Origin of the sequence: Paenibacillus melissococcoides (assembly GCA_944800085.1) — a bacterium.
Lineage (GTDB): Bacteria > Bacillota > Bacilli > Paenibacillales > Paenibacillaceae > Paenibacillus_B > Paenibacillus_B melissococcoides.
Map to the genome: position 1 here is coordinate 166,480 of CALYLO010000009.1, position 15,200 is coordinate 181,679.

Here is a 15,200-nt window from a genome sequence, read left to right on the forward strand (position 1 = left end):
ATGAGTTGCCGAAGGGAACAGCCAGCGGGTAAGAAGTGCAAGCGAGTACCGGAGAAACAGACTTAAAAAGTAGATTGGACTACAGGAGGGAGACGAATTTCCCCGAATGGAACCCTAAGTTCCATTGTCCAGAGACATTCCGGAAAGTCCAGTCCCCATATTAATTTTCAATGTGCAAGCTGGAAATTTTGAAGGCATTCTATGTTCCTATAAAGGACTGGAAAAAGACTCAAAACTGCCTTCAGGAAATACTATACGAGGGGGGGATTATGATGCGTAACGACAAGCGGATAAGCCATATTTGGAATCGTTATAATGCTTTGAGGGGATATACTGTTCAGTCTGATCTGCCTGTTGCATCGTTTCTTTTGAAAAAGACTAAAGAGGAGTTTGTATCAAATTCAAACCAACCCACCGAGCACAAAGCTTATGAGGTTATGCTTTCAATAGCAGATACTTACGGAATGAACAATCCATATCCAGATTCGAAGGCTTTTTTTAGTGCTTTTATGGCGATGGATGATGAAGATATTGATTTGGAAATGGTTCTTGCGTCTGTAGATCCTAAAGAGATGTTTTATATACCAAAAGTGTTAATTACAGAATTTGAAAAACACTTTAATCCAAATACTAGAATGGTATTGATACCTGAAGCTGAAAAATTTGTACCTTACCTTACTGAATTAGTAAACCGACATTCTGATTGCGAATTTTCCTTAACTACAATGACTAGTGTGAGTAAAGTTCTTCTTGATGAAATGTTTAAGGAGCACGCGAATGTAATTGTCGAACAGACAAGTATCTATGATTACGAATTTTCAGCAAGGAAATTTGATTTAATTCTGGCGGTACCTGTATTTGGGGCAAGAGAGCGCGGCGAAGATAATGGAAATTTCATTTGTAGGGAATATGAAATGATAGCCGTAGAAAACTTGCTCTTACATTTGAATAGTTCGGGTGTGTTAGTGATTGTACTACCAGCTAGAATAACCTTTGCTACAGGCTCGATAAAGGACTTAAGGGATTTTATACAAGGTATGTATAAACTAGAAGAAATAGCTGAGCTACCAGCCGGGATATTTGCATCTACTGCTATTAAAACCTATATGTTTACGATCACCACAGGCCGAACAGAAGATGTAATGATTAAAAGATATGAAGCTCCTACAAGCAACATAAAAAAAAATGGAATCGATGAACTGATTCTCATTGATGATACATTTGTTATGTTGGACGAGTTAATGGAAATGGGTCATTGGAATGTTGATCATATCTTTGGGATGGTGGATGAGGATTGGCAACGTTATCAGAGATCAAGTGCTAAAAAAGAAGAACTAGGTAATGTTGCTGAAGTTTTTCGCGGAAAGGCGATCAACAAGAAAGATGCTAATGGTAGCATTGGAGTCGTAAACATATCGAATCTAAAAGATTTTGACATTGATTATGAGGGTCTGGATCACATCGAAGAGGAAGAACGTAAAGTTGCGAATTACTTACTTAGAGATGGAGATTTATTATTGCCAGCACGGGGAACGGCGATTAGAATAGCAGTTTTTAAAGAACAGAAGTACCCCTGCATCGCGTCATCAAACATCATTGTAATAAGACCGAATGAAAAACTGCTTTTAGGCACGTACTTAAAAGTTTTCTTAGATAGTCCTATGGGGAACAAAGCCTTAGCAGGAAAGCAGCAAGGTACATTCGTCATCAATATTAGCTATAAAGATTTGAAGTCGCTAGAAATCCCGTTGCTTAAGGTTGAAGAACAAAAAATGATTGCAGAAGAATATGAACAGGAACGTTCTAGATATGTAGAAAGCATTCGTCTTGCTGAAGATAGATGGAATGGAGTAATTGAGAGACTTCAAAATACTATTTTGAAGGTAAAACAATAAACTTAGATAACTGTGATGTAAATAAGTATCAGCCCGGCACCAGGGGAGGAAGCTACACATGATCGGAGCTATAATTGGCGATATTGTCGGTTCCAGATTTGAATGGGATAATCATCGCTCGAAAGATTTTGATTTTTTAACATACAAGTGCTTTTTCACTGACGACTCGGTGATGTCATTAGCTATATGTGATGCACTTATGAGTTGTAAACGTGATTATAGAGACTTGGGCGACCAAGCTGTTAAATCCATGCAAGATATTGGAAGACACTATCCGAATTGCGGGTATGGAGATAGATTCTATAAATGGATGTTTAGAGACGCTCCTGAGCCATACAACAGTTTTGGTAACGGTGCCGCAATGAGAGTTAGCGCCTGTGGTTACATAGCCAATTCCATCGAAGAAGCTAAATTAATTTCGCACAAGGTGACAGCTGTAACACATAACCATCCTGAGGGGATAAAAGGCGCTGAAGCTACTGCGGTTGCAGTCTATCTGGCTCGTAGCGGGAAAAATATCTTGGAAATTCGTGATTATATTGATAAGCACTACTACCCCATGAATTTCTCGCTCGATGGAATTCGGGAAACGTATCAATTTAACGAAACTTGCCAAGAAACAGTTCCGCAAGCACTTGTTGCTTTCTTCGAGTCTTCCAATTTTGAAGATGCAGTCCGTAACGCTATCTCTATTGGCGGAGACAGTGATACGTTGGCTGCGATTACTGGAGGCGTGGCAGAAGCCTACTACGGTGTGCCGACACATATCAGGAAACATGCACTGACATTTCTTGATGAACGGCTTCTGAGGATATTGCTTGAATTCGAAAATCTATATCCCGCAAAGATGGAAAAGATACAGTCTTCAGGGAGTGTCAGCATTAAAGAAGAGTTTGTCGGAGCCAAAATTAAAACTGGAGGTAGAGAAGAAATGATCCAATCAGCAATGGATGCTGCTGACGAAGCACTAAAAAACACTACTTCAGAGCCTGAAGAAACAACAAGCCAAAAGCTCTTTTCTCACCTTTTTGAAGCCTGCAATATTCTGCGTGGTCCAATTAATCAGGATGAGTATAAAGGCTATGTAACGCCAATTCTCTTTTTTAAACGACTATCAGATGTGTATGATGAAGAAACCCAAGCCGCCTTAGAAGAATCCGGGGGCGATGAGGAATTTGCTAGTTTTCCAGAAAACCATCGCTTCATTATTCCTGATGGGTGCCATTGGCAAGACGTTCGCGAAGTTAGTGAGAACGTCGGAATAGCAATAGTTAAGGCAATGAATGGAATAGAACGTGCTAACCCAGATACGCTTAATGGCGTATTTAGCAGCTTTGACGATGCAAACTGGACAGATAAAACAAAGCTTTCGGATGAACGATTGAAAAACCTAGTTGAGCATATGTCAAAAATTAAGGTCGGAAATAATAACTATTCTGCTGATGTTATGGGTGACAGTTATGAGTTCTTAATTAAAAAATTCGCGGACTTATCAAAGAAGAATGCGGGCGAATTTTATACCCCGCGTTCAATTGTAAAACTTCTGGTTATGCTCTTGGCACCACAAGTTGGTGAATCTGTATACGATCCTGCAGCTGGAACTGGTGGTATGCTCATTGAAGCTATCCGTTATATGAAGGGTGATAAACTCACTTATGGTCGTATCTATGGTCAAGAGAAGAACCTTGCAACGTCTGCAATTGCCAGAATGAATCTCTTTCTTCATGGAGCAAAAGACTTCAAGGTTACTCAAGGTGATACGCTGCGATCACCAAATTATTTGGAAGGCGGTAAGTTGAAGACCTTCGATTGTGTCATTGCGAACCCGCCATTTTCTTTGAAAAACTGGGGTGCTACACAGTTTAGTTCTGACATATACGGACGCAATATATGGGGATGCCCTACGGACTCTAATGGTGACTATGCTTGGTTGCAGCACATGGTTAAATCCATGGATCCTAATAACGGACGATGTGCTGTCGTACTTCCTCAAGGTGTATTGTTCCGTGGTGGTAAAGAGGGCGAGATTCGTAAACAGCTTGTCGAGTCCGATAAGTTGGAGTGCATTATTACGTTAGTAGGTGGCGTATTCTACTCAACAGGTGTCTCAGCTTGTATCCTGCTTCTGAATAATAACAAATCGAATAAGCAAAAAGGTCATATATGTATGATTGATGCTTCAAGTATTTATACTCCCCAGCGGGCACAGAACATTATGACTGATGATGATATCCAGAAGGTGTTTAATTACTACACTAATTACGAGAATGTAATCGAACACGTGAAGATCGTCAGTATAGATGATATACGCGGCAAGGACTACTCACTGGCAATCAACAATTATATTGAAAAGAAAGAACAAGAAACTGTACTGCCCGCAGAGGTTCGAAGAGAATATTTTGAAGCTTTTGACGAGATGGTTGCAGCTGAAGAGGAAATGATGAAACTTCTCCTGGAAGGAGGATATGTCAATGAGTGAGCGTATCACAATTGAAGAATTGCAGTCCTACCTTTGGAATTCTGCTGTTCTACTACGAACAAATATTGATGCAGGAGCTTATAAGCAGTACATTTTTCCATTACTTTTCTTCAAGCGTATCAGCGATGTTTATGATGAGGAATGCGAACAAATTCTTGAAGAATACGGTGGAGATGCAGAAGCCCTGGAGTGGGAGGAGAATCACCGTTTCATCGTACCAGAAGGCGCTCACTGGCGTGATGTTCGAGCAGTATCCGAGAATGTCGGTGTTGCTATAGTAAATGCTTTCCGAAAAATCGAAAATGCAAACTCTGACAAACTGCAAGGCGTCTTTGGCGATGGCGCCTGGACAAATAAAAATCGTCTCCCTGATCGGTTACTGAAAGAGTTAATTGAACATTTCAGCACTAAAACACTCTCTATTAAGAACTGCCCGGAGGACGAACTCGGTCAGGGTTATGAGTATTTGATAAAAAAGTTTGCTGATGATAGCGGCCACACCGCGCAGGAATTTTATACGAACCGTACGGTGGTACACTTGATGACGGAAATGCTGAAACCCGAATCCGGTGAATCCATATATGATCCTACATGCGGCAGTGCTGGGATGTTAATTTCCGCGATTGCATACTTGAAGAAGCAGAAAAAAGAATGGCGTAATGTTGCCGTCTTTGGACAAGAGATTAATGCACTTACATCCGCCATTGGAAAAATGAATCTTTTTCTTCATGGTGTGAAAGACTTTGACATCGTCAATGGTGATACATTAAAAGCACCTGCATTTATTGAAAACGGTCAGTTAAGGAAATTTGATTTGATCCTAGCCAATCCCCCCTACTCTATTAGCCAGTGGGATCGTGAAGCATTTGCTAGCGATAAATACGGTCGAAATTTCCTTGGTGTACCGCCACAAGGGCGTGCTGATTATGCTTTCTTGCAGCATATTGTCAAGAGCCTCAATGAGGAAACCGGTCGCTGTGCAATACTGTTCCCGCACGGCGTGCTATTTAGAAATGAAGAGAGTGCGATGCGCGAAAACCTCGTTCGCAAAGATTTGCTTGAATGCATTATAGGGTTAGGTCCAAATCTATTCTATAACTCTCCGATGGAGGCTTGTATCATTATTTGTCGTATGAATAAACGACCAGAACGACGTGGACAAGTTCTATTCATCAATGCAGTTAAAGAGGTTGAACGCAAAAATGCACAGAGCTTTTTGGAGGAAAAGCATATCCAAAAGATAGCTGAAGCTTACCGCGATTATAAAACGGATGGCGATTTCGCTCGTGTTGTAACAATTCAGGAAATGGAAGAAAATAACTTTTCTTTGAGCATTCCGCTGTATGTTAAGCATGCGGGTCAGGATATCGAAGTAGATGAGCGTTCTCTGCAAGAATGCTATGAGGATTGGAGAACCACATCAGAAATCATGAAACAACGCTATATGAAATTAAATGAAATGCTCGGGAATTAGGTCGAAAGTGATGAGTAGAGCGCTCTTAGGTTATTTTAGTAAATTAAGTAGAGAACAACCAGATATGGACAAGCAACGTGAGTTGGCGGAGATCCTGTGGGCTATAGACGCAATTGGAAAGAATGCCAAAATCTGCTTCGGAAGACAGACGAGCTTGTGAAATTTCAATTTATCGGGCTCTCAAAGGGCTGGTTTTACTCACTCGTAGCTCAGATAAATGGAGGTATGCGTTATGGCAAAATATCGCTTTGAAGAGATCGCATATAACAGCACAGAGAAGAAAAAACCTGTTGAAGAAGATCGTTTCACCTATATCGGCCTTGAACATCTCGATCCAGGATCTTTGAAAGTAACACGTTTCGGTACTGATGTTGCTCCAATAGGTGAAAAGCTTGTTATGAAGAAAGGTGATGTTCTTTTTGGAAAGCGTAGGGCTTATCAAAAGAAGGTTGCGGTTGCTCCTTTTGATGGAATTTTCTCTGCGCACGGCATGGTTTTGAGGCCTAAAGAGGATGTCATAGATAAAGATTTTTTTCCGCTGTTTATAAGCTCGGACTACTTCTTGAATGCGGCAATAAAAATTTCAGTGGGTTCACTTTCACCCACAATAAACTGGCGTGATCTAAAGATTCTTGAATTTGAGCTCCCCCCTTTAGCAGAACAAAAAAAACTAGCCAAGGTACTCTGGGCGGTAAACGTTACAAGGGAAAGCTACAGGAAGTTAATAACTGCAACCGAGCAGCTAGTGAAGTCTCAATTTATCGAGATGTTTGGAGAAATCGGAAGCGACATTAAAGGTTGGGGATTAACTACGTTAGGGAACTGCTGTGAACTTAATCCACGAAGACCTAAAGATTTAGATTCTGAAGCTGAGTATTCATTCGTAGCAATGCCTTCAGTAAGTGAAAAAGGAATTGTTGACTCGAGCATTCTGAGACCCTACTCAGAAGTCTGCAAAGGCTTTACATACTTTGCAGAAAATGATGTCTTGTTTGCGAAAATTACACCTTGTATGGAAAATGGTAAGGGAGGCATAGCGGTTGGACTCAAAAACGGGGCTGGATTTGGCTCTACAGAGTTCCATGTGTTGCGACCTATCATTGGGAAAAGCAATCCATTTTGGCTATATACCATCACAATGTTTAGTAAGTTCAGGCAAGACGCAGAAAAGGTCATGACAGGCACCGGCGGGCAAAGAAGAGTTCCAATTACGTTTCTGGATCAATATCCCATTTCCTTGCCGCCAATTGAGCTTCAAAATGAGTTTGAAAAAATCGTTCGCCAGAGCGATAAATCAAAATTTGCACTGGAAGAAGCACTTAAAGAGCTGGATTCCACTTACAAGAGAATTATTTCGGAGAATCTCGGCTGAAAAGTAATTTGATATCCTCCGTATCCATGTTAATACAACATCAAGTAGATTTTGTGGTCCAATAATTAATCGTAAGGAATTAAGCGGGATCTGATAGGAAGAAGCACTGAGAGCTCGCGGCCCAAACGAGTAGAAGACTGCTCAAAAAAACACTCAAAATTCGTCTTTTGGATCAATGAAATATTAACAACTGAAGCCAAAGTTGCAGTTTGATACATCAATATAAGCTAATGGTTTGATTAATCTGCGTGATCATAGTATAGCAAGAATTACTTAACCAGCGTCGTCGACCATAGTGTAGGTTAATATTACTTCGAATACACACTTTTTCCGCGTAATCGTTACCGATATTGTTATTAAGATTGGAGGGGTACAAGATGTTCAATGAAGATAACACGATTGAGCAAATGACGCTTACGACACTTAAGAGCAATGGTTGGAAGTACATTCCTGCCGAAGAATTGCCACGTGAATACTCTGATGTCATGGTTGAATCTAAGGTAAAAGAAGCCCTCATCCGCCTTAACCCTGAAATTGCTGCAGAACCATCGCGTGCAGACGAAGTTATCTATAAACTGCGTACGTTAATATTGACGGTTCAGTCGCCCAATCTAGTAACGCAGAATGAGCTGTTCAAGAAGATGATTTTTGAGGAGAACTCGTACCCGTTCGGCAAAGATGGCCGTATGATTCCCATCCGTTTCTTTGGAACAATGACTAAAGAAGACTTAGCGCTGAACGAATATGTTGTCACAAACCAATGGGTATATCCACAAAAAGAAAATGGTAAAAGGCTTGATATTGTACTTCTGATTAATGGATTTCCTGTAGCGATTGGCGAGTTGAAAACGCCTGTTCGTAATTCTATAACATGGTTGGATGCTGCTGGAGACATAGCTGCATATGAAAAAAGCATACCGGGCATGTTTGTAACTAACATATTCAATTTTGCTACAGAAGGTAAATGTTACAGATATGGTTCCGTTTGTATGCCTATTGGAATGTGGGGTCCATGGCATACTCCGGAACACAAAAGTGAAGGAAGTCTTGCTGATGTGAAAATCAGTGTTGAAGATATGATTACACCTGAAAAGGTCATGGACATTTTTCAGTTCTTTACATTATTTGCAACAGATAAAAAGTACCGCAAATTTAAAGTCATATGCCGTTATCAACAATATGAGGGTGCGAATCTTATTGTGGAACGTGTAAAGGCCGGATACCCAAAACAAGGTCTTATCTGGCATTTTCAGGGTTCCGGTAAATCGCTGCTAATGGTTTTTGCAGCACAGAAACTTAGAATGATCCCTGAATTAAACAATCCAACAGTAGTTATAGTTGACGACCGCATTGACTTAGAGACGCAGATAACTGCAACATTCAACGCTGCAGATATTCCTAATCTCGTCAGTCTTGGCTCAAAGGAGGAATTAGAATCCTTCTTTTTGGGAGACCAGAGAAAGATTGCAATTACAACAATCTTTAAATTTGGTGATATTAAAAAGGAGTTAAACCCAAGAGACAATATCATTCTTATGGTTGATGAAGCTCATAGAACTCAGGAAGGTGATCTAGGTAGTAAGATGCGTCTTGCTCTTCCGAACGCGTTTTTCTTCGGCCTTACAGGTACACCGATTAATCGTATTGATCGAAATACTTTCAATACATTTGGTGCAGTAGAAGATAAGAGTGGTTATATGAGCAAGTATTCCTTCTCGGACTCAATCCGAGACAATGCGACACTGCCGTTGAATTTCGAACCGGTTCCAGTTGACCTGCATGTTGATAGAGAAAAGCTCGATGCTGAATTTGAAGCATTAACAGAGAATTTATCTAAAGAAGATAAAGCAGAGTTATCTCGAAAGGTCAACATGAAAGCAATTATGTATGACCGTAAGCGTATCAGAAAGGTATGCGAGCATATTGCCAAGCATTACAAGGAGAAAATTGAACCGAACGGATACAAAGGTCAGGTTGTTTGTTATGACAGAGAGTGCTGTCTTATGTATAAAGAAGAGCTTGATAAATTGCTAGGTCCGGATGCAACTACAATCGTTATGGACACAAACAATGACAAGGAAGATAAATATAAAGCCTACAAACGTGATAGGGATGCAGAAGGAAAGATGTTAGACAGATTTAGAGATCCTAACGACCCACTGAAGCTTGTAATAGTAACGTCAAAGCTTCTTACCGGTTTTGATGCACCTATTTTGCAGGCTATGTATCTTGATAAGCCAATGAAAGATCATAACTTGCTTCAGGCCATCTGTCGTACTAACAGAACCTATGATCAAGGTAAGACACACGGTTTAATTGTTGACTACATAGGTATTTTTGATAATGTAGCAACAGCATTGGACTTTGATGAATCGAGTATGAAAAAGGTCATTTCCAATATTGAAGAGGTCAAGAAGCAGATTCCGGCACTAATGCGTAAGTGCTTGAGTTATTTCATGGGAGTGGACCGTACAATTGATGGTTGGGAAGGTTTAATTGCTGCACAAGAATGTTTGCCAACGAATAAAATCAAAGATGAGTTTGGAGCTGATTATAAAGTTCTCAATCGAGCGTGGGATGCGCTATCTCCAGATCCGTTTCTGAATCCTATGAAATACGATTTTCAGTGGCTGACAAGAGTGTTTGAATCGGTGAAACCTACTGATGGAAGAGGCGGGTTGATATGGGCTTCACTCGGAGCGAAGACGTTGGAATTGGTTCATGAGAATCTGCAAGTGGGAGAAGTACATGATGATATGGAAATTCTTACGATGGATGCAGATTTAATCGATGAATTTATTCAAAAACAAAAGGACCTGAGAAAGACAACGATCAAAGTTGAAATTGATTTGGTCGCGAAAATTCGCAAACACAGTAATGACGTTAAATTCGTTAAGTTAGGAGAAAAGCTTGAAAATCTCCGTGAGAAACACGAGCAAGGGCTAATAACCAGTATTGAGTTTCTAAAACTGCTATTAGAACTTGCGCGGGAAGCTGCAGAAGCTGAGAAAGAAGTAGTGCCTGAGGAAGAAGTGGATAAAGGTAAGGCAGCATTGACAGAGCTTTTTGATGGGGTGAGGAATTCAAAGACACCAATTATCGTTGAACGAATTGTTAACGATATAGATGATATCGTTAAGATCGTACGTTTCGATGGTTGGCAGGGTACAACTGCAGGAAAACAGGAAGTGAAGAAAGCTCTCCGGAGTGTTGTCTGGGTCAAATACAAAATTAAAGACAAAGAAGTCTTTGATAAAGCCTATCAGTATATTGAGCAGTATTACTAATTCTGTGATGAAGTGTTGCTTAGCTATGACCAGACACTCTTAGGAGGTTAGAAATTTAGCAATTGAAATAAAGACAATAGGAGACCTGAAAGGTCACAATTTTTTCGTGCCTTCATATCAAAGAGGGTATCGTTGGACTGAAGGTGAAGTTACAGCGCTACTTGATGATGTGTCCGAATTTTCCAACGAAGGCGATAAGATGTACTGTATTCAGCCGCTTATAATTAGGGCTTGCTGAATATATTGCCTTTAGGCCCACAGAGGCTGACGGCACAGATTCAGAAGCAGTCTGAAAATCGGCAAAAAGAGAACGCGCAGCTTGCGTTCGAGATTCATAACAAGCAGTTGCAGGGCAATGACCGTTTCGCTTGTCTCTCGAAGGTGTGCTCGAATACGCCCCAGTCCGTAGGAGCGTTTGCCTTCTCCGAATTTTCCTTCGATTGCGTTACGCATTGAAGCATCCTGTCTGGCCTGGTTCCGATCGGGTTCCGCTTCTTTCTTCGGACGCCCTAAGTTTGGACCACTCAAACGGATTCCATGCTCCTTACAATAGCGAAGGTTCTCCCGGTTTCGGTAGATTTGGTCGGCTAGAATGGCTTCCGGATAACACCCATATCGCTGGACGAACGACTCCACGGAAGCTTTCAGTGTCATGCTTTCGTTGAAGTTATCCCAGGACAGCTTCTCCATTCGAGCGTAACCGCCCACCAGACTGATCGCCAGCTTTGCCCCAAACTCGACGGGAGCATTCACTTTCCCGCGTACAATCGGCCGTACATGCGGTTGGGAAAGACTGACGATTCGATCTTCCACCGAGTGTGTCCGTTTGTCGTACATCTCTTGCTGTTGACGATACAGCTCGGAAATGACGAGCACTTGCCGATACTGCTGCGAACCCAGTTGATTCAAGCTGCTTTTCGCTGCCAGCATTTCGATGATGCCAAGATTACGCGAAACATAACGAAGCTGTTTGCCAACCGCTTTCCGGATGGATTTGGCACCCGTTCGCCGTTTCTTGGCGATCTCGAGGTAGCGTTTGCGGGCGGTTTGACGATACGTTCTCGGTTTCTTGGCCTTCCCGACGAAAGGCTCGTGCAGAACATCGATGATCGCTTCGAGTTTTTCCCGCGCCTCGTTCAATAATTTCAAATCGGTCGGATACGAGATGTCGGCCGGTGCGCAGGTCGCGTCGAGCATCAAGGTGCCTTTGTTGCATGGTTTCTCTTTGCTTTTGCCGTCTTCATTAACGGATGTTCCATCAGAGCCATGGCCGCTGCCTGGAGGATCTTGAGGATCGCTCTTGTTTTGTTCCTGCTTCTTTCGCTCTGCGTCCTCTTCCAAAATCCAATCGTTGATTCGTTCAATGACATCCGCACCCAATCGCTTGCGGAAATGGGTCAACAGCGAGTGATGGAACGGAGGCTTATCTTGGAACGCCGGCAGCCCAAGGAAGTACTGGTAGTACGGATTTTCGGCGATCTGCTGGACCGTCTCTCGATCATCGAGCTGCATACGTTCCTGAATGTACAGCGCTCCCAAAGCCATACGAACAGACAAAGGGATCTGACCGCGCATTGATTTCTTGAACGACTTCGCGTAGAATTCTTCTGCCCGCCACCACGGGATGATAGCGGCCAGTTGAACCCAACGGTTCTCCTTATTTAATTTACCGCCAAACGGCAAGTAGAAATCTTCGAACAACTGAGGCTGGCTTTCGGTTCTACGATACATGTTGGTTCACTCCACGTGCACGATTTTTTGCAAGAAATTCGCATTTTCCTTGCATTTTATTTCGAGTTAGAGTCCAGAAATCCTTGTAAAACCTTTGAAAAATGATTGTTCAGCAAGCCCTAAATAACGAGAAAGCAAACTTTTCAGCCCTTTCGCTTCCCAATAGGAGGTCGGAAGGGCATTATTTAAGTTTCGAGCCATTTCCCAAGGGCCGCGGCGGGAATTAGCCATCATGAGGATTCAGCGCGACTTCTCAGCCGCTGTTACGAAGATACTTTGCGTATTCCGCAGGCCCCCCAGATAAGAACTTCATCTTTCAGCCCGCGCTTGCCAACCCCCATTCCGGACTTTCATCGTATAGATGACGATTTGCCTTTTTAAATTTTCTGTTTACTTTTCCAAAAAAGTGATGATAAAATAAAGTCAGTTGGGAAAAAGAGTAATTTATTTACCCAAAATCCCAATTTATTAATGGCGTTAAGAAGGGGGGGATCTAGGAAATCACGGAGAAAGAACCGAAAAAAGGAGGATTGGTAAATCTGAACTTTGAATGCGCTTTCTCAGCATCGTGACGAACTTTATTTCATCATGCTGAACACCAGAAAGCAGCACAAACTATTTATTCCATGGAGGAGGGATAATGATGAAGAAGTTTCTAAGCTCTGTTTTAGCCGCCATTTTGTTAATGGTCACTTTATTAACAGGGGTGTCGTTTGGCAGCCCCGTTCAGGGTCACTCGACTGATTATATTGAAGGTCAACTTGTGGTGTCGCTCGAGGAACCGTTCATGGATTCGAGCCAAAGCGTGGATGATATATTGATGGAAGCGGATTCGCTCACGGAGAGCGGTTTTACGATTGCCGATTCACTGTTCGGGCAGGATACCGGCAGTTTCTCGGTGCAATCGCTGGATAGCGATGTAAGGGCTACGGCGATAGAAAAAATGGGATTGGTCTATTTGGTTGAGTACTCTGTAGAGGACTACAAGTCAATCGATTCCGCCAAAATATCGTTGGAGAAAACGCTAGACAACCTCGGTTTCCATGTTCGGTACGTCACGGAAAACCGCAAAATGTACGCGCTTGAAACCGCACCCGTGCAGGATGTTTCACCTCAAGATATTCACAACAACCAACGTTGGCATTATGAGATGATTAAGGTTCCGCAAGCCTGGGAGATTACGACCGGGTCGAGCTCAGTGCGGATCGGCGTGCTTGACACGGGAATTGACAGCAACCATCCGAGCCTGAAAAATCTGGTGAACACTAGCTTGGGCAGCAGCTTTGTGGGCGGTACCACAAACGATGGTAATGGGCACGGCACTCATGTCGCTGGAACGATCGCCAGTTATGGATCGGTGTCAGGCGTCATGCAGAACGCTACCTTGATTCCTATTAGAGTGCTTAACGACAGCGGTTCAGGTTCGCTGTATGGCGTTCAACAAGGTATTGTTTACGCCGCTAATGTTAGAGCCGATGTCATCAATATGTCGCTGGGTGGCGGCGGTTACGATCAAGGGATGGATGAGGCCATTCAAACGGCTGTCGGCTTGGGCACCATCGTGGTGGCTGCCGCTGGCAATGACGGACTCCCAAAAATCTCTTATCCGGCGGCTTACAGCGGTTCGATCGCGGTTGGTTCCGTGTCCTCGAGCAGAACGCGTTCAAGCTTCTCCAATTATGGACCAGGTCTTGATGTGATGGCTCCTGGGTCGAACATATACAGCACATATAAGAACGGTCAATACACAACCCTGTCAGGAACCTCGATGGCAACCCCTCATGTGACTGGCGTATTCGGGCTGATGAGATCGGTCAATCCGAATCTTAGCCCTGCTGCGGCCGGAGATATTCTCCGGAATACAGCGCAGCCTGCCGGAAGCACTGATCAGTATGGGCATGGCATTGTTGATGCGCACGCTGCTGTGCTGGCAGCAGCCGGCGGGGGCGGCGATACGCCTCAGCCGAATCGAGAAACCACAACAACAGTGCAGACGGACAAAACTGTGTATCAACGCGGGGACACTATCAACATCACATCAAGCGTTACGGATCAGCAAGGCAATGCGCTGCAAGGAGCTTCAGTGAACTTTACCTTGACGCATCCGAACGGCACAACCCTCACCAACGCGGCTACTACAAACAGTTCGGGGGTAGCGACCTGGACGGTAACCTCCAATGTGCAAACACCTCTTGGCACTTATCGAATTTTAGCCGACACCACACTTTCAGGCTATCAGCCTAGCTCATCCAATACGACGATTCAGTTCAGCGACGGCGGCAGTGACGATACGCCAGCCCCGAGCGCACCTGGCGATTTAATATCCACGGGCCAAACTGGCACAAGCGTATCGCTTAGCTGGAATCCTTCCACGAACAACGTGGGCGTAACCGCTTATGAAGTATATAACGGAGACTCGTTGGCCGCCACAGTCACGAATACTTCGGCGACGGTTACCGACTTGACGGCCAATACCACATATACTTTCACAGTTAGAGCGATAGACGCCTCAGGCAATCGGTCCGAAGCAAGCAATGCCGTAACGGTAACGACGGATTCCGATTCGTCACAACCGTCTCCGGCTACGCCTTGGGCTCCGGGGATATCGTATAAAATCGGGGAGGAAGTGATCTACGACGGAGAAACGTACCAGTGTCTTCAAGAACATATTTCGATGGCGGGCTGGGAACCGCTTAACGTACCGGCATTATGGTTAGAGAAATAGGATTGTTCAATTGATCCGGGGGAACCGCCCCCGAACAGAGCGCCTTCGCAGCTCCGTCTGCAAGGCGCTTTTCTTTATTCCGAGCATTAATAATAATTGGAAACGAATTAGTTGGACCGAAAAAATAAGGACTCGGCGAATGAACGTATCAGAACAAGGTGCGGACCTGCTATGCCAAGAAAAAGATGTACATTTACGGATGAATTAAAGAGACAGATGGTTCAGTTAGAACCATCA

8 protein-coding genes are annotated in these 15,200 nt (G+C 43.3%); 7 read left to right on the forward strand and 1 reads right to left on the reverse strand.

The features are described from left to right. Positions 1 to 269: 269 nt before the first annotated feature. From OCY70_RS27125 to OCY70_RS36340, 6 genes are all read left to right on the forward strand, one after another. Positions 270 to 1,895 (forward strand): restriction endonuclease subunit S, encoded by a 1,626-nt coding sequence (locus tag OCY70_RS27125; protein WP_249725602.1) that lies wholly within the window; start codon positions 270 to 272, stop codon positions 1,893 to 1,895. A gap of 58 nt (positions 1,896 to 1,953) precedes the next feature. Next, complete coding sequence (locus OCY70_RS27130) at positions 1,954 to 4,374, forward strand: N-6 DNA methylase (RefSeq protein WP_213430938.1); 2,421 nt, start codon at positions 1,954 to 1,956, stop codon at positions 4,372 to 4,374. After that, a complete protein-coding gene (locus OCY70_RS27135) occupies positions 4,367 to 5,848 on the forward strand; it encodes a type I restriction-modification system subunit M (RefSeq protein ID WP_213430937.1) in 1,482 nt (493 codons plus the stop codon). Before OCY70_RS27130 ends, OCY70_RS27135 begins: the two co-directional genes overlap by 8 nt. A 232-nt stretch (positions 5,849 to 6,080) precedes the next feature. Further along, positions 6,081 to 7,220: a restriction endonuclease subunit S gene (locus OCY70_RS27140; protein WP_213430936.1), complete on the forward strand. Its 1,140-nt coding sequence runs from the start codon at positions 6,081 to 6,083 to the stop codon at positions 7,218 to 7,220. Positions 7,221 to 7,597: 377 nt separating this feature from the next. Then, positions 7,598 to 10,507: a type I restriction endonuclease subunit R gene (locus OCY70_RS27145; RefSeq protein ID WP_213430935.1), complete on the forward strand. Its 2,910-nt coding sequence runs from the start codon at positions 7,598 to 7,600 to the stop codon at positions 10,505 to 10,507. A 106-nt stretch (positions 10,508 to 10,613) separates the two neighbouring features. Continuing rightward, entirely contained in the window at positions 10,614 to 10,745 is a 132-nt protein-coding gene (locus tag OCY70_RS36340; protein WP_373871532.1) for a hypothetical protein, read from the forward strand. Between the two features lie 11 nt (positions 10,746 to 10,756). Here the strand turns inward: OCY70_RS36340 and OCY70_RS27150 are convergent, their stop codons facing one another. Next, the gene (locus tag OCY70_RS27150; protein ID WP_261945224.1) at positions 10,757 to 12,238 is read right to left on the reverse strand and encodes an IS5 family transposase; all 1,482 of its coding nucleotides are present in this window, start codon (positions 12,236 to 12,238) and stop codon (positions 10,757 to 10,759) included. A gap of 640 nt (positions 12,239 to 12,878) precedes the next feature. Here OCY70_RS27150 and OCY70_RS27155 point away from each other — a divergent pair. Then, positions 12,879 to 14,963, forward strand: a complete 2,085-nt coding sequence (locus tag OCY70_RS27155; RefSeq protein WP_249725544.1) for a S8 family serine peptidase — start codon at positions 12,879 to 12,881, stop codon at positions 14,961 to 14,963. Positions 14,964 to 15,200 lie beyond the last annotated feature (237 nt).